The sequence below is a fragment of the Levilactobacillus wangkuiensis genome (genome assembly GCF_016861605.1).
Classification (GTDB): domain Bacteria; phylum Bacillota; class Bacilli; order Lactobacillales; family Lactobacillaceae; genus Levilactobacillus; species Levilactobacillus wangkuiensis.
In genome coordinates this window covers 269,208-283,194 of the sequence record NZ_BOLM01000001.1, presented here as the reverse complement: position 1 = coordinate 283,194, position 13,987 = coordinate 269,208, and the positions used below count along the sequence as shown (strand labels likewise).

Below are 13,987 nucleotides of genomic sequence, written 5' to 3'. Positions count from 1 at the left end.
AAAAGTATAGGTCTCCATGGCCTATTTGTTTACCCTTAATGTCTTAAGGGGTGTTGCACTTCAATTTTAAATCGGGCTTTTATAAATAATGCTTTATCTTTCAAATCCTTTTGAACCTGAGCGCCTTTATCAGAATCAATATCCGTGAAAATAACTTTGGCGCCTTCAACTAAAAAATCCTCTACTGTCGCCAATCCAATTCCTGCTGCACCACCAGTGACAATTGCAACTTTATCCTTCAAACGATCTGTCATAAAACTGACTCTCCTTTCAAGACTGAAGCTACTTTAAAATGGTATCAGAAACTAAGTACGCATATCAGAGCTATGTGATTAAAATCACAATTAATATGTATCTTTATGATAACGAGATTTTAAAAGCGTGTCAACGACTCTTCGTCAGCAACTTATTCTAACTGTCCCTTGTGAAAAAAATAAATCATGCTACACAAAAGACCAGTAACCCGTCAAAAAAGCTGCACAAATTAGGTGAACCTCCCTAGTTCCGCTACTCTCCATTTATTCTTCCGCTAGTCAATCAACTCTCGGTTGGCACACTACCAGCTGTATTATTTGTTGGCCCATTTGAATTTGTTCGGCAAAACGTATGGCGGCACGGTCGATGAGATTCTCGCGCGGGGTTAAAGCCGTGTGCAAACATTTTCTACACGTTTGATTTTCCCCAAAATGGCTAATAGAGAGGCCAGGACAATACTCGGTTTCTATATAAAAGCAGGAAGGGAATTCTCGATTTGAGAATTTACTTCCTGCTTTTATACATAACTTGTTAAACTTCATGATTCATTGTCGATGTCATTCTTTTAACTTGAAATTGAGAGTCCACACAATTAATGCCAAAAACAATATCACTAGAATAAAAATTCCTAGCGCCTGTGCCATCAAAAGAATCAGAACAGACACGACCAATGCTATTAGCACACACCAATTGGTTATTTTCTCAGATATTTGAAAACCTAGCCACAAGTTAATTAATATAAGGACCATCAACACGACTTCTAACCACAGGAGTATATCAGCCCAAATAAATGATGGATCAACTGTTTCAACCGTATTTACTTCTGCATCGGCGTTTACCAGGTACCATAATCCCAAATAAATGGTTATCAGTGAAGCTAATATTCTTAATCCAATCGTTACTGCTTTTTTCATCATACGCTCTTCTCTATACGCGATAATTTTTCCTGATAGCTGTAAGATGGCGCAAACAATCCCTGAAATTTCCAACTCACCCATACGGAAATAATCTGAAAGTTTAACTTAACCTGCCTTAAGACTATTCTTCCGTTAACCAATCCTGCAGCTCAGCGTAACGAATCACGCGAATCTCTGGTTGGCTCTCGTCAACGATCAAGTGCTCGGGGTCAAATAAGGCTCCCACCATCCCCGCGCGGTGGCCCGCTTGGACATCCAGGTTACGGTCGCCAATCATCAGCGCATCCTCGCGTTGAACGGCGTACTGCTTGGACAAGGCAATCAGACTGGTTGGGTCTGGCTTTCTGGGATAATCATCGTCGGCCGTGACGGCACCAGTAAAGTACTGCGCCAAATTCAACTGTGACAGCCGATCCATCGCGTGATGGTCCCGGTGCGTCAGCAAGAAGTTCCGCCCGCCTGCGTTAACGTTGGCCGCTAAGACCTCGGCTACACCGGCAAATGCGGGCGCATCCTTCAGCCGTGGTGCCGCCTCTTGTTGGTAGACCTTTGCCAACCGTTCACGATTCAAGCGGAATTCAGCCGTAAACCGTTGGAGGGCATTGCCAAGGCTGTGTTGCCGCATCGCCTTGTAGATCTCATCCTCGTCCAATTCAAAGTTATTGACGCCACAGGCCTCCAACGCGTCACAAAATGCCGCGACCATCCCCGGATAGGTGTCCACGAGGGTGCCATCAAAGTCCCAAAATAATTGTTGATAACGCATGCCGGTTCCTCCTTTAGAAAACGGCTAGTTTCTGTTGGGAAGCTAGCCGTTTTGGTGTGATTTTTTATTGGTTTTGTTTTGCTTATTTAAAAATATTTCCGTGATACGTGGGGCAGTTAAGTTCAGGTGGCACACATCTCAGGGACAGGTGTGTCCTTGAATTTATCTTGCCTTAAACCGCTCGACTTGTTCTTCGCGGAACAAGTCTGGTCCAGACGGCCTCCGAAACGTGCTACGCGGGGCAACTGGTTCCGCTTAACACCGTAACGGAAACGACCCAAGCCCGGGGTCATTCCCGTTACGCCGTTAATGCTCGCCAGTTAACCGCCCCGCTCCGCACTCTACTTCTCGTCCGTATCAAACCAAATCGTGACTGGTCCGTCATTGATGAGGGCGACGCGCATGTTGGCGCCGAAGACCCCCGTCTCCACGTGACGGCCCGTTGCGGCGAGCTTTTCGTTGAATTCGTTGTAAATTTTTTCCGCGTGGGCGGGGTCGCCGGCGTCGACGAAGCTTGGCCGGTTGCCCTTCTTGGTGTTGGCGTACAACGTGAACTGGGAGACAGACAGGATGCTGCCATCCACGTCCTCGATGCTCTTGTTCATCTTGCCATCTTCATCCTCGAAGACCCGTAACTTAGTGATCTTGTGAACCAGATAATCGACCTGTTCGCTGGTGTCGCTATCTTCCGCACCCACCAGTAACAGATATCCCTCGGCAATGGAACCCTTCACATCGCCTTCAACTAACACACTTGACTGTCTAACTCGTTGCAATAAAACGCGCATCGTTTGACCCTTCCTTAGTGGAACGCCCGCTTGACCACGTAGACGTCCGGAATATTTTTGATATTATCCAAGATTCGCTGAAGCTCAAGCTGGTTTCGCGTCCCCAAGCTGATGGAAATGGTGGCCATCTTATTGTGGTCGACCTTCCCATTGATGGACGTCAGGTACTTGGTATTGTTGTTGATCGTCCGTAACACGTCGTTTAACAATCCGTTACGGTTGTAACCTTGGACTTCAATATCGGCGTTGTAATTGGTCTTGTCGCCGGCCTTGTTGCCCCAGCGCACGTCGACCAGCCGTTCACCATTCTGCTCAGCGTTCTTGACGTTTGGGCAATCCTGTCGGTGCACGGAGACCCCGCGGCCCTTAGTGATGTACCCAACAATGTCGTCGCCAGGCACAGGAGAACAGCAGTGACTCAACCGAATCAACAGGTTGTCCACGCCTTCAATGACTACGCCGTCGGAGTCCTTGGCCTTCTTCCGATCCTTCTTTTCACTATCAGGATCGTTCTTAATGGTCTGGTGCTCTTCCAGCAGTTCCCGTTCCTCTTGCCGGCGCCGCTCGTCTTCTTCTGCCTGCCGCACGCCCTCGGTCAAGCGGTTGGCCACCCCGCGAGGTTGTAAATCGCCAAACCCAATGGCGGCCAGCAGGTCATCCGCGTGCTGATAGTGCATCTTAGCGGTAACTTTGTCCAGGTTTTCCTTGCTCATCAAGCCCTTCGGCTCATAACCCAGGTCACGAATCGTCCGTTCCACGGCGTCTTGGCCGGAGACGATGTTTTGTTCCCGGTCGGCGGCTCTGAAGAACTGCTTGATCTTGTTGCGGGCCCGTCGTGTCGAGACCAGCTTGACCCAGTCCCGACTAGGACCGGCCGAGCTGCTAGATGTGCGGATATCCACAATGTCCCCATTTTTAATTTCGTAGTTCAAAGGAACAATCTTCCCGTTGATGGTGGCTCCAGTCGTGTGGTGGCCGACCTCGGTATGGATGGCGTAGGCCATGTCCAGTGGTCCCGCCCCCTTAGGCAGTTCCAGCACGTCGCCCTTAGGGGTAAACGCGTAGACGTGGTCGCCAAAGAGTTCGCCCTTGACGCTATCCATGAAGTCGGAGGCGTCATCGGTATCTTCTTGCAATTCGATGATGTGCTTAAACAAGTTCAGTTTGTCACCAGAATTGGTCTCTTGAACCTTGTCCGTGACCCCTTCCTTGTAAGCCCAGTGGGCCGCAACCCCGTATTCAGCCACAGCGTGCATTTCCTTGGTCCGAATCTGGACTTCCAGCGGCTTACCCTCGGGCCCAATCACCGTGGTATGCAGAGATTGGTACATGTTGGCCTTAGGCATCGCAATGTAGTCCTTGAACCGGCCGGGCATTGGCTTCCACTGGGAGTGAATGGCCCCCAGCACGGCGTAACAGTCCTTGATGGTATCGACAATGACCCGAATGGCCAGCAAGTCATAGATTTGGCTAAATTGCTTGTGCTGGTCCTTCATCTTCCGGTAGACGGAGTAGATATGCTTCGGTCGACCATAGATTTCGGGTGTCATTTTCAAATCCTTGATGGAGTCCTGAATATCCTTGATGGCCCCAGCAATGTACTGTTCCCGTTGGTCCCGCCGTGAATTCATCAGGTGGACGATCCGGTAGTACTGTTGCGGGTTCAGGTACCGCAGTGAGATATCTTCCAGCTCCCACTTGATGGTACTGATCCCCAAACGGTCAGCCAATGGCGCGTAAATTTCCAGCGTTTCGTTGGCGATTCGCCGTTGCTTGTCCGGCCGCAAGTGTTCCAGCGTCCGCATGTTATGCAACCGGTCAGCCAGCTTGACGATCATGACCCGAATATCCTTAGACATCGCCAACAGGAGCTTTCGGTGATTTTCCGCCAATTGTTCTCGGTTAGACTTGTATTTGATCTTCCCCAGCTTGGTGACGCCGTCAACGATCAACGCCACATCGTCGCCAAATAGTTCCCGGACGTCACTCAAGGTGACCCCGGTGTCTTCCACAATATCATGCAGGAAGCCGGCCGAAACCGTTTCGGGGTCCATGTTCAAATCGGCTAAAACTCCCGCGACCTGAATGGGATGCATAATGTAGGGTTCGCCAGACTGACGTGTTTGACCCTTGTGCGCAACCGTCGCAAACTGGCAGGCTTTAACCACCATTTCAACGTGTTCCGCATTCATATATTTACCGACTCTGGCAATTACTTCTTTAGCCGTCCAGACACGTTCTTTGGTCATATGGACGCCACCACCCTTAGTTTTTTAAAATTGTCTGTGCTGACACAGGATTGTGCGGTCAGTCACAGGTCATTTTGAACAGTTAAGTTATTTCGATTCAGTCTTGGCCTGCGTTAAACCGTACGCCAAGTAGGAGATACACAGGTAAACAATCGCAAAGTACCAGGTGTAGCGTGGCAAAAACCACAGCGAACCCGCTAAATAAATGAGTGGCCAAATCAACAGCCACCACCCTGGTTGGGTCTTGCGATAGATCAGGCGACCTAAAACAATCGCTAAACAGCCATTAATAATCACCAGTAACCCGCCGAAGCGCATGACGGGGCTAATTCCAATCCCCGTGGCTAATGCAGGCAACGCCACCCCCATAACGATGGCGACCAGCCAGTAACGCCAGCCAATCCGTTCTAAAAATGCCATCTCGTTCACCCATCTCTCTTAATAATTGCAACTATTTTAGCATGTTTCAGGGGAGATTTCACCCTGTTACCCGTTATCCGGGTTAATTTACGCGATTAACGATGGCTAACTTGCTGTAACTCCAAGACCATGGAGACCGCCGACAGGAAATACAGCGGTGCCGTTTCCGTGCGGAGAATCCGCGGGCCTAAGCCCACCAGCGTGGCGTTTAGGTCCTGTGCCTGGGCAACTTCGGCCGGGCTGATACCGCCCTCGGGACCAAAGACTGCGACCACCCGTTGACCGGGAGTCAGGGCCTGGAGTTGCTGGTTTAACGCGCTCTGTTCGCCCTGCTTAGCCGACTCCTCGTACGCCACTAAAGCCACGTCGTGCGGCGTTTCTAAGGCCGTGCGCAGATTCTTGGCATAGCTGACGTCCGGCCGCCGTAACCGGTGCGCCTGTTCCGCTGCGCCATGGGCAATCTTAGTTAATCGGGCTAACTTTTTGTCGACCTTGTTGGGCTGCCACTTGGCAACCGACCAGTCCGCGGCATAGAAAATCACGTGGTCCACGCCCAATTCGGTGGCCTTTTGGGTGATCCATTCGGCTTTTTCCTGTTTGGGCAAGCCACAGATAATCGTGACGCCCACGGGCAGTTCGACCGCTGGCGTGGGGACGGCCGTCAATTTGACCGTCGCCGCATCTCCAGTCACCGCCAGGAGTTGACCGTGAAACAGGTGGGCCGTGTCGTCCACAAACTCTGCTTCGGCGCCAACCTCAGCGCGCAGGACCGTGACCCAGTGATGGTAGATGGCCGATGAGAGGGTAATTTGTTCGCCGTCCTGACTAGTTGCTTCCAAAAAATACCGTTGCATGCTTAGTCATCCTCCGTTGGCTTGTGGGCAATCACCCCGCGCCAGTCCTTCATTTGCAGGATGTTGTCGATGATGAAGCCCTGTTTCTTCTGGGCGGCCACAACTTCATCCAGCTTGTCGGCGATGATGCCGGACGTCAGAAAGTAACCGCCGTCGTGCAGGTTTTCCCAAGCTTGGGGAATCAATGGCAAAATGATTTCGGCCAAGATGTTGGCCACCACTAGATCAACTGGCTTGTGAATCCCATTTAACAGGTCGTTGGGCTCAGCCACGATGTCCGTTGCGACGGGGTTGAGGTCCAAGTTGGTCTTGGCGGAACGAACGGCCACATCGTCGAGGTCAAAGGCCGTGATGTCCTTGACGCCCAAGTACTTGGCCGCAATGCTCAAGACACCTGAACCGGTTCCCACGTCGTACATGGTCTCGCCACCGCGAACCACCATTTCCAAAGCCGTCAGTGACAGCCGTGTGGTTGGATGCGTCCCGGTTCCAAAGGCCATCCCCGGGTCCAAACGAATCACGTGCTCATCCGCCTGAACGGGTTGGTAATTCTCCCAGCTAGGGCTGACCGTCAGATAACGAGTGACCCGGACTGGATGGTAATACTTCTGCCAGGCAGTCGCCCAGCTTTCGTCGTCCACGGCCTTGGTCGTAACCGTCCCGGGCGTGGGGTCCAAGCCAAACTTGGTCAGGTCACTGACCCGTTGCTTGATAGTTGGTAAAATTTCTGGGACAAAGATAGTTTCGGGATAGTAAGCGCTGATTTCCGCGCCAGACGTCCGGTGCGGAATCGTTGCGAGATCCACGACTTCGCCGTACTTGCCGGGCTTCAGGTTGGCGTAGTCGGCGGCGTCATCGATTTTCACGCCACTGGCCCCCGCTTCCTGTAAAATATTGCTAACGGCCTCAACGGCTTCGTTCGTGGTAATGACACTGACTTCGGTCCATTCCATGGGTAAATATCCTCCTTGAGGGTTTAATTTTCTATTTTCATACACTTCCGGGCGGGTGAAAATGAGCCGGAACGCGGTGGGCGCCGCCCGGAGCCAAAGAACGGTCTCCAGACTTACTTTGAGCCGAAAAACACGTCTCAAAGATAGCAGTTGTCTAAGTGGGAAAACCGCTAAGGCAACTCCCACGGCTGAGATCATTTTCACCCGCCCCGCAGCTAACACAAGTTTAACCCGCACTTCCTGGCTAACAGATGGCACACACAAGTCGTATCCTTGCAGACCCATACCATTGAAAATTGCTGATCAGTGTTAGCGACCAGAGGCGGGGCAAGGTGACCAGCTGTGTCGGTGATTTTAGCTGAGGGCATTTTCTCAGCTTAGATCACGGGACGACCTTGGAGACTGGTGCTCTTCTAGGCTACAAGGCGAGGTGGAAGACCGCCTCTCAGGCTGGAACCGTTCCCCATAGTCGGGCACCTTGAACCCGCCGCCGGGAGCGGACTCCAGCCGCAATTTTCAGGCTGGTTGGTCGCCGGAAAGAAGCTGACTCTTCAATTATAAAGGAGTCGGCTGTGAATTGCCAAAATTCAGGCCAAAGAAAAGAGCCGCAGGCAAAATTAATTGCCTGCGGCTCACCGCTAAAATTAAATAATTAACAAAACGGTCCTAGACCTTCTCGGTATCGCTCGGATGATCAGCGTGACGTTGCTCGCGCTGGGCAAGTTGCGTTTCCAAGTAATCTAACATATCCGCCTCGTTTTGAAACACGCGTGGATGCTTTTGTTTGTGCAACCGCAAATCAATCTCGTTGATTCGCTGGCGTCCGGTCCACGTGTGACCATAACGAATGATTACCCGATTATTGAGCGAATCTTGACCGAATTTAAACACGTAGACGCTCTCTGGCGCCATTAATGGCCGGATATACGACTTTTCGTAACGATAGTTATGTTGCCGTAAGAACTCTTTGGTTCGACTCAGCATGGTAATCACCTCCTAATTCATGACAATCTACTCAGCTTTTAACCGACTACCAAGCCGGTTCGGTTGCCTACCCGTTTTAAAATGTATCAATGATTGATAATAGTTGATTTTTCACTAGATTGCAAGCAAAATGTCTGGCTTCCCAAACTTTTTTCACGGTCGATTACAGGAAATTTCACGCATTTGGCAATCCGATTGAAACCACTTACATTGTTTATTGTACTATACTTTCAGGACCATTGGAACCAACTAAATTGAAAAAAAAACGGCTCACTTTCGGTACGCGTTACTGTAAGCTTAGCAAGACGCGCCCTTCATCGTGATGCCCTGGGCGAAGGCAGCCAACACGTCCTGGCCATTCGCAATTTGGACCGTGTTATCCAACAGCGCATGTGCATCATCCTTGATGGAGATCTGACCGTTTCGATAATCCATGGCGACACCCGTTTCCAGAAAAATTAAATCGTAGTCGGACGTCCAGAGATGAATCCCCTGGTCGTTGTGCAAGCTAACCGGATAATCCTTATCGGGCGCCTCAATCACAATCAGCGTGAAGTTGGTACCAATCGTACAGGCACCACCCTGAAGGGAATACTTGCCGCCACCATCGTCCGTCAACAAGATTAGATCCTTTTGTGCCAACCCTTTGCGCTGCAATAACGCAACCAATGCGTCACTTAACTGGATACTCGCCATCATCAGTCCCCCTATACTTGAATTCGTCAACTTATAGACTCATTCTACCGCAGCACAGTCGGCCGTGCATCGTTGAGTGCCTCGTTGCCAATCGGCCCATTAGTCGCTAAACGTTTTAGCCTCAGCGTTTTGGTTGCAATTTTCACCCAAATCATTAAAAATAGAAGACAAAACCTTTAGGAGGAATCGCTCGTGTTAAAAGAATTTAAAGAGTTTATCGCCCGTGGCAACGTCATGGACCTGGCCGTCGGGGTTATTGTTGGAGCCGCCTTTACCGCCATCGTCAACTCGTTGGTCACCAATCTGATCAACCCCCTGCTGGGAATCTTTGTGGGAAGCATTGACTTCTCCAACCTGGTACTCACCGTGGGCAGCGCCCATTTCCGCTACGGGGCCTTCATCAACTCCGTCATCAATTTCCTGATCATTGCCTTCGTGGTCTTCCTGTTGATCAAATTGCTCAACAAGATTCTGGCCAAGCCGGCGGAAGAGCCTAGCGAACCCGTGCCCACGCAGGAGGAAAAGTACCTTCGTGAAATCGTCGAGCTGCTCAAAAAAGACAAGTAATTCGCTTAATCCACCAGTTTTTACTAAACACGTCTCACGAATTACACAAGCCTTTCAATCGGCCATGTCTATCCGTGATTTACGGTAGGCATGGCTTTTTAGGTTACCCCACTGACCTCCCCTTTTTATTAGCGACGTCATTGACCCGAAAAATTTTGTTCACCATCGCAATCTTTAGAATTAATTACAAATAAGTCTTGCGACTGGCGGTCCATGCCCGTAGAATTGGTGGTGAGCCACAACTACTTTGTAGCATACATACAGCACTAAAGTGGCAAACTAGGGGAAAGAAGCTGATCATCGCATGACGTTTGCACTTATTTGGATCCTCCTGTGGGGCGGCGCGGCCTACTGGGTCCTGCGCAAACCCCACCGCCGCAAGATTCTAGGGAGCGCCTTTATTTTTCTCGCCCTCTTTGGCGGCGTGGTCGGTCTGGCCGCCGACAACCCGCAACCGACCGTCAAGACCAAGACCGTTCTGGTAGGCACGAAACGCTTATCCCGCGCCAAGGCCGAGTCCCGCCGGTTGGCTGTGATTGCCAGTCAACAGACCGCCACCAGCAATCAACTCGATGCCCAAGCCAGTTCACAGGCCGCCGCTACTAGCAAGGCCGCTAGTGCCAGTCAGGCTTCTAGCCAGTCCGAAAGTCGGGCGAGCGCCAAGAGTGCCTCACGGGAAGCGGCCAATCAAGCCGCTGCAGCTAAGGCCAGCAGTCGGGTTGCTAGTTCTAGCGCGACCACACAGTCTAGCCACGCCCGTCATACCCAAGGCGACCTGACCACTGGCAAGGACGGCCAGATCATCGGCAACAAGAATTCCAAAATTTATCACGTTCCCGGGCAATCGGGCTACCACATGAACAGTAGTAACGCCGTTTACTTCCAAACGGAAGCGCAAGCCAAGGCGGCCGGCTACAGAAAGGCGTTGCGATAAGATGAAAAAATTAACCGCCATCACGGCCACACTGCTGAGCCTGGCACTCATCGGGCTCAGTGGCTGCACCCATAACAAACAGTCCGCCGCAGCCAATGCGACCAGTACCAAGGTCGTTTACGATCACCAGCCCCAAAAACAGGCTAAAAAATTAGAACAGGCCAATTCCGCTGAGAGTGCCCGCCTAGCCAGTGAGCAGAAGTCCCTGGCCCACCGCAAGGCCAAGCTTAAAAAATCCATCAAGAAGAAGCCAGCCGCTAAACGGTCCACCAAGTCGGCGGCCACCACGAACCTCGCCGCCCTCACCTACGCGGGCCAACAAGAAATCACCGTCAACCACAACAATCCGGGCTTTAGTCGCAAACAGCTGTCCAAGGCTCATGGTGCCTGGCAAACGTATCACGCGCTCGACAGTCACAACCGGGTCACCGGCGCTGAAGCCCTATTGAATCAGTCGCTGATGCCCAGTGCCAAGCGGGAAGCCCTGACCGTTGATCCTACCGGCTGGCACAACAAGCGCACGCATCACGGCTGGTTGTACAACCGGAGCCATTTAATCGGCTACCAATTTACCGGTCAAAATAACAATCCGAAAAACCTGATGACTGGGACGCGGACCCTAAACAGCCCGCTCATGCTGCACAACGAAATGGACGTCGCCACCTACCTCCATGCCAGCAAGGCCCACTACGTGCGTTACACCGTGACCCCCATTTTCCGAGGCAGTGAACTGGTCGCGCGTGGGGTCCAGATGCGGGCTCAGTCGATAGGCTCCAACGACATTCACTTCAACGTCTACATTTTTAACGTCGAACCTGGTTACACGATTGACTACGCCACCGGCTACAGTCAAGCCAGTTAATCAGTGGTCCAAACTCTGAAGACTTGAAAAGCTGACGCGATTCCCTGGGAGGAAAATTAAATGAAAACACTACGCGAAACCTTAACCCTGATTGCCATCACCTTTACGCTGGGTGGCGTCGTCGAACCCCTGACTGCCCCCGTTCCTACCGCCGAAGCCAAGAGCGCCAAAGTTTGGATTGCCCCTAACCACGGCCACCGTTATCACTTCGATAAAACCTGTCGTGGCTTGAATCACGCGGGTAAGCTCAAACACGTGACGAAGAAATGGGCAAAGAGCCACCACTACACGCTGTGTGGCTGGGAAAAGTAGGCCTGTAAGGCTGGCGCACCTGCCAGCCTTTTTGCGTGCCACCGATTGGTCTAACCAGCCGCTTACTATTTCGCGAGAAAATGCTATACTGTGGAAAGGGTCATTTGTTTAGCGAATAAATAAAAATTAACTATTCTACATATTTTATGTGAATCTAGAGGTCGACGAAGATGAAAGAACAACAAGCAGATTTTACTGAAACTGATTGGCAACGGGCCCAAACGGCGGTCTTTGACGAGTATGACCTATTCACCAAGCAGCTCCACGTAGAAGGTGTGGACTACACCATCTTACAAGCACGCAGAATCGTGATCTACCAGGATTTGATTGAGGAATGGCGCCACAGTGCCCCGACGCTGAAGGTTGATTTAGAAGATAACACCGAAGCGTTGACGGTCTTTGAGGACCTCGCCACGGACGGCAAGAGCCACCTGTTGGACCGCTGCGCCAAGAAAATGGAGAAGTGGCCGGACTACATCCCGTCACCCCTAACCATTTGGCTGGAACTGGCCGAGGATGCCGAACGCGAGTAAACACGAATGACTAAGCCCCTTATTCATTAGGCTGCTGAAACGACTGGCTGCTAGCTAGCCGTTTTTTGCTGGTCTGGGGGTAACGTCCAAAACTGATGACGTTAAAAGCTGATCGTCTTTCTAGGAGGAGTTTCATGCAGTTGAGAAAATGGGGATTGTTGTTACTGGCCCTGGTCATGGTCGGCCTACCCGCCGTCCCGGTCCACGCCAGTTATTTAAATGGTAATGAGTACGCCGCCATGGCTACCCGCCGCGTAAAAATCACCAGGACCGTTCACGTTTACCGGGTGCGGACCGGCAAGTACGAAGCCGCCAACCGCTTTACCGATGCCGGCTACGTTCACAAGGGTGCGCACGTCAAGATTTCCCACTGGTTGATGAGTGCCGGTAGTGTCTGGGTAATCAAGTCGCCACACAAGTACACCCACAATTCACGAACCTTCTTTGTGGTTGCGGCTAAGGGTCATCATTGGTATCGCAAATATTAACAGTGAAATAGCTGAACCGGTTGTCGAAAATGGCAACCTGTTTTTGATGTGATGATTAATCATCTTCATAGTCTAACGAAGAATACATTTTCTTCCACCCAATTTCAGCTGTATATTAATCTGTGTATTAGTGTCTACATAAATTTTGGTGTAAAGGATGATTTCAATGAATAAACGTCTAACACTTTCAGTCACGCTGTTAACCGGTCTGTTGTTGGGCTCTGCTGGGCTACCGGTATCGGCCGAGGCGAAAACGACCAAAACGGTGCCCACGCAGCTGCGCGGCTACTACAAGCACGGCCAGGCCAAGGCCATCCATTTGACCCGGCATTACTTTGATGTCGGCCCCTTTGGCAAGGGCTCCTTCCACATCAAAGTGACCTCTGTGAAGCAAACTGGTAATCACTATTCGATCATGATGCGTAAATTTTCCAAAAAGCCGATGAAGCTGACCCAGTTGTCGCATAAGCAGTTGCAGTTCACTGGGCAATTCCCATTCGCCAGTAAAAAGAAAGTTGCTACGCGAACCACGAAGGCAACCTTCAATCATATTCTGTACGACTAATCAGTGGTTAACTAACCTACCCATTAGCAACGTAAAACACCCAGGTTCACGTCGATTGACGCGTGCCTGGGTGTTTTAATTTGAAGAAAAAAATCAACGACCAACATCCCCGATGTCAGTCGTTGACCCCCTACTTAAACGCGTTCGCCAAGATCCAACAGTTCTAACCGTTCCAGCTTGGTTAACCGCCATTCGACCTCAGTTGGCGATAACTGTAACCCCTCCACCGGAATGACACAGTGATTCGTCCACGACCACTCACAAACCTGTTCTAAGATTTTCAAATCTTCATCATCCAGGTCGTCAATGACAATGGCTAATCGATCAATAAACGCGGTCGGTCCCCCATGAAACGTAAATGCTAGTCCCTTAGTCATGCGCTACTCCCCCTCAATTGTCCTATAGCTGTCTAACGCCGCTAAATATATCTGTAGATTACCATTGATTGGGTTAGTGATGTATGGGGGATGACTTGTCTGGAAAGCTTAGTTTCTAAACGAACGGGAAGCTTATGCACAGCTTTATCCCATCATCTGCTTGAGCTTACTATACGACCAAATATTCCTTCTAACACCAACTGTTAAAAATAATTTTAAGATATATGCACGAATGCGACTAATCTGGACTATTCTAAGTCTTTTTCTAATGGTATCATTAAGTGTCACACTTATGAAGAGAACTAAAAATGTAAAGAAATTTCGTGCTTATTGGTCTCACCCTAGCTTCAATAGGCTTCGGACTAGTCAGTGTACCCGTTAGCGCACAAGCTAAAACTTATCATTCCTAAAGACACTACGGGAATACTGGAAACTACATACTGGGTGGTTTATGAACAGTGAAGAAC

The 13,987-nt window shown here is 50.5% G+C and carries 18 protein-coding genes and 1 pseudogene; 8 read left to right on the top strand and 11 right to left on the bottom strand.

The genetic code is table 11. The annotated features are described in order from the left end of the window. Positions 1-35: 35 nt before the first annotated feature. The gene (locus JUF13_RS01220; RefSeq protein ID WP_203637377.1) at positions 36-254 is read right to left on the bottom strand and encodes an SDR family NAD(P)-dependent oxidoreductase; all 219 of its coding nucleotides are present in this window, start codon (positions 252-254) and stop codon (positions 36-38) included. Between the two features lie 291 nt (positions 255-545). On the opposite strand from JUF13_RS01220, the pseudogene JUF13_RS01215 reads away from it, so the two are divergent. Continuing rightward, positions 546-644: pseudogene (locus JUF13_RS01215) on the top strand (fructosamine kinase family protein); the annotation flags it as partial. A 168-nt stretch (positions 645-812) separates the two neighbouring features. On the opposite strand, the gene JUF13_RS01210 reads toward JUF13_RS01215, so the two are convergent. The 9 genes from JUF13_RS01210 to JUF13_RS01170 form a co-directional block, all read right to left on the bottom strand. Beyond that, complete coding sequence (locus JUF13_RS01210; RefSeq protein WP_203637376.1) at positions 813-1,253, bottom strand: hypothetical protein; 441 nt, start codon at positions 1,251-1,253, stop codon at positions 813-815. 40 nt (positions 1,254-1,293) lie between these two features. Beyond that, a complete protein-coding gene (locus tag JUF13_RS01205) occupies positions 1,294-1,938 on the bottom strand; it encodes an HAD-IA family hydrolase (RefSeq protein WP_203637375.1) in 645 nt (214 codons plus the stop codon). Positions 1,939-2,279: 341 nt separating this feature from the next. After that, positions 2,280-2,726, bottom strand: coding sequence for a D-aminoacyl-tRNA deacylase (dtd, locus tag JUF13_RS01200; RefSeq protein ID WP_203637374.1), 447 nt, complete (start codon positions 2,724-2,726; stop codon positions 2,280-2,282). Positions 2,727-2,740: 14 nt separating this feature from the next. After that, entirely contained in the window at positions 2,741-4,975 is a 2,235-nt protein-coding gene (locus tag JUF13_RS01195) for a RelA/SpoT family protein (RefSeq protein ID WP_203637373.1), read from the bottom strand. 87 nt (positions 4,976-5,062) lie between these two features. Continuing rightward, on the bottom strand, positions 5,063-5,395 hold the full coding sequence (locus JUF13_RS01190) for a hypothetical protein (RefSeq protein WP_203637372.1): 333 nt from the start codon (positions 5,393-5,395) through the stop codon (positions 5,063-5,065). Positions 5,396-5,490: 95 nt separating this feature from the next. After that, positions 5,491-6,249: a 16S rRNA (uracil(1498)-N(3))-methyltransferase gene (locus JUF13_RS01185; protein WP_203637371.1), complete on the bottom strand. Its 759-nt coding sequence runs from the start codon at positions 6,247-6,249 to the stop codon at positions 5,491-5,493. A gap of 2 nt (positions 6,250-6,251) precedes the next feature. Then, positions 6,252-7,202: a 50S ribosomal protein L11 methyltransferase gene (gene prmA, locus JUF13_RS01180; protein WP_203637370.1), complete on the bottom strand. Its 951-nt coding sequence runs from the start codon at positions 7,200-7,202 to the stop codon at positions 6,252-6,254. Positions 7,203-7,868: 666 nt separating this feature from the next. Next, positions 7,869-8,186, bottom strand: coding sequence for a hypothetical protein (locus JUF13_RS01175; protein WP_191988054.1), 318 nt, complete (start codon positions 8,184-8,186; stop codon positions 7,869-7,871). 297 nt (positions 8,187-8,483) lie between these two features. After that, positions 8,484-8,882, bottom strand: a complete 399-nt coding sequence (locus tag JUF13_RS01170) for an iron-sulfur cluster biosynthesis family protein (RefSeq protein WP_203637369.1) — start codon at positions 8,880-8,882, stop codon at positions 8,484-8,486. Between the two features lie 192 nt (positions 8,883-9,074). On the opposite strand from JUF13_RS01170, the gene mscL reads away from it, so the two are divergent. The 7 genes from mscL to JUF13_RS01135 all read left to right on the top strand — a co-directional run bounded on the left by mscL (position 9,075) and on the right by JUF13_RS01135 (position 13,143). Beyond that, positions 9,075-9,449 carry a large-conductance mechanosensitive channel protein MscL gene (gene mscL / locus JUF13_RS01165; protein WP_125762819.1) on the top strand — a complete coding sequence of 125 codons (375 nt, stop codon included), beginning with the start codon at positions 9,075-9,077 and terminating at the stop codon, positions 9,447-9,449. A gap of 304 nt (positions 9,450-9,753) precedes the next feature. Next, positions 9,754-10,383 (top strand): sunset domain-containing protein, encoded by a 630-nt coding sequence (locus JUF13_RS01160; protein WP_203637368.1) that lies wholly within the window; start codon positions 9,754-9,756, stop codon positions 10,381-10,383. 1 nt (position 10,384) lies between these two features. Further along, on the top strand, positions 10,385-11,245 hold the full coding sequence (locus tag JUF13_RS01155; protein WP_203637367.1) for a DNA/RNA non-specific endonuclease: 861 nt from the start codon (positions 10,385-10,387) through the stop codon (positions 11,243-11,245). A 60-nt stretch (positions 11,246-11,305) separates the two neighbouring features. Further along, positions 11,306-11,557, top strand: coding sequence for a hypothetical protein (locus JUF13_RS01150; protein ID WP_203637366.1), 252 nt, complete (start codon positions 11,306-11,308; stop codon positions 11,555-11,557). A 170-nt stretch (positions 11,558-11,727) separates the two neighbouring features. Then, complete coding sequence (locus tag JUF13_RS01145) at positions 11,728-12,090, top strand: hypothetical protein (RefSeq protein WP_125762827.1); 363 nt, start codon at positions 11,728-11,730, stop codon at positions 12,088-12,090. Between the two features lie 134 nt (positions 12,091-12,224). Next, positions 12,225-12,578 carry a hypothetical protein gene (locus JUF13_RS01140; protein WP_203637365.1) on the top strand — a complete coding sequence of 118 codons (354 nt, stop codon included), beginning with the start codon at positions 12,225-12,227 and terminating at the stop codon, positions 12,576-12,578. 166 nt (positions 12,579-12,744) lie between these two features. Continuing rightward, positions 12,745-13,143: a hypothetical protein gene (locus JUF13_RS01135; protein WP_203637364.1), complete on the top strand. Its 399-nt coding sequence runs from the start codon at positions 12,745-12,747 to the stop codon at positions 13,141-13,143. A gap of 134 nt (positions 13,144-13,277) precedes the next feature. Here JUF13_RS01135 and JUF13_RS01130 read toward each other — a convergent pair whose 3' ends face one another. After that, the gene (locus JUF13_RS01130) at positions 13,278-13,520 is read right to left on the bottom strand and encodes a hypothetical protein (protein ID WP_203637363.1); all 243 of its coding nucleotides are present in this window, start codon (positions 13,518-13,520) and stop codon (positions 13,278-13,280) included. Positions 13,521-13,987 lie beyond the last annotated feature (467 nt).

Bases quoted from the DNA above. Each gene is read 5' to 3' on its own strand.
- JUF13_RS01220 (WP_203637377.1), bottom strand. From the start codon at position 254: ATGACAGATCGTTTGAAGGATAAAGTTGCAATTGTCACTGGTGGTGCA.
- JUF13_RS01210 (WP_203637376.1), bottom strand. From the start codon at position 1,253: ATGGGTGAGTTGGAAATTTCAGGGATTGTTTGCGCCATCTTACAGCTA.
- JUF13_RS01205 (WP_203637375.1), bottom strand. From the start codon at position 1,938: ATGCGTTATCAACAATTATTTTGGGACTTTGATGGCACCCTCGTGGAC.
- dtd (WP_203637374.1), bottom strand. From the start codon at position 2,726: ATGCGCGTTTTATTGCAACGAGTTAGACAGTCAAGTGTGTTAGTTGAA.
- JUF13_RS01195 (WP_203637373.1), bottom strand. From the start codon at position 4,975: ATGACCAAAGAACGTGTCTGGACGGCTAAAGAAGTAATTGCCAGAGTC.
- JUF13_RS01190 (WP_203637372.1), bottom strand. From the start codon at position 5,395: ATGGCATTTTTAGAACGGATTGGCTGGCGTTACTGGCTGGTCGCCATC.
- JUF13_RS01185 (WP_203637371.1), bottom strand. From the start codon at position 6,249: ATGCAACGGTATTTTTTGGAAGCAACTAGTCAGGACGGCGAACAAATT.
- prmA (WP_203637370.1), bottom strand. From the start codon at position 7,202: ATGGAATGGACCGAAGTCAGTGTCATTACCACGAACGAAGCCGTTGAG.
- JUF13_RS01175 (WP_191988054.1), bottom strand. From the start codon at position 8,186: ATGCTGAGTCGAACCAAAGAGTTCTTACGGCAACATAACTATCGTTAC.
- JUF13_RS01170 (WP_203637369.1), bottom strand. From the start codon at position 8,882: ATGGCGAGTATCCAGTTAAGTGACGCATTGGTTGCGTTATTGCAGCGC.
- JUF13_RS01160 (WP_203637368.1), top strand. From the start codon at position 9,754: ATGACGTTTGCACTTATTTGGATCCTCCTGTGGGGCGGCGCGGCCTAC.
- JUF13_RS01155 (WP_203637367.1), top strand. From the start codon at position 10,385: ATGAAAAAATTAACCGCCATCACGGCCACACTGCTGAGCCTGGCACTC.
- JUF13_RS01150 (WP_203637366.1), top strand. From the start codon at position 11,306: ATGAAAACACTACGCGAAACCTTAACCCTGATTGCCATCACCTTTACG.
- JUF13_RS01145 (WP_125762827.1), top strand. From the start codon at position 11,728: ATGAAAGAACAACAAGCAGATTTTACTGAAACTGATTGGCAACGGGCC.
- JUF13_RS01140 (WP_203637365.1), top strand. From the start codon at position 12,225: ATGCAGTTGAGAAAATGGGGATTGTTGTTACTGGCCCTGGTCATGGTC.
- JUF13_RS01135 (WP_203637364.1), top strand. From the start codon at position 12,745: ATGAATAAACGTCTAACACTTTCAGTCACGCTGTTAACCGGTCTGTTG.
- JUF13_RS01130 (WP_203637363.1), bottom strand. From the start codon at position 13,520: ATGACTAAGGGACTAGCATTTACGTTTCATGGGGGACCGACCGCGTTT.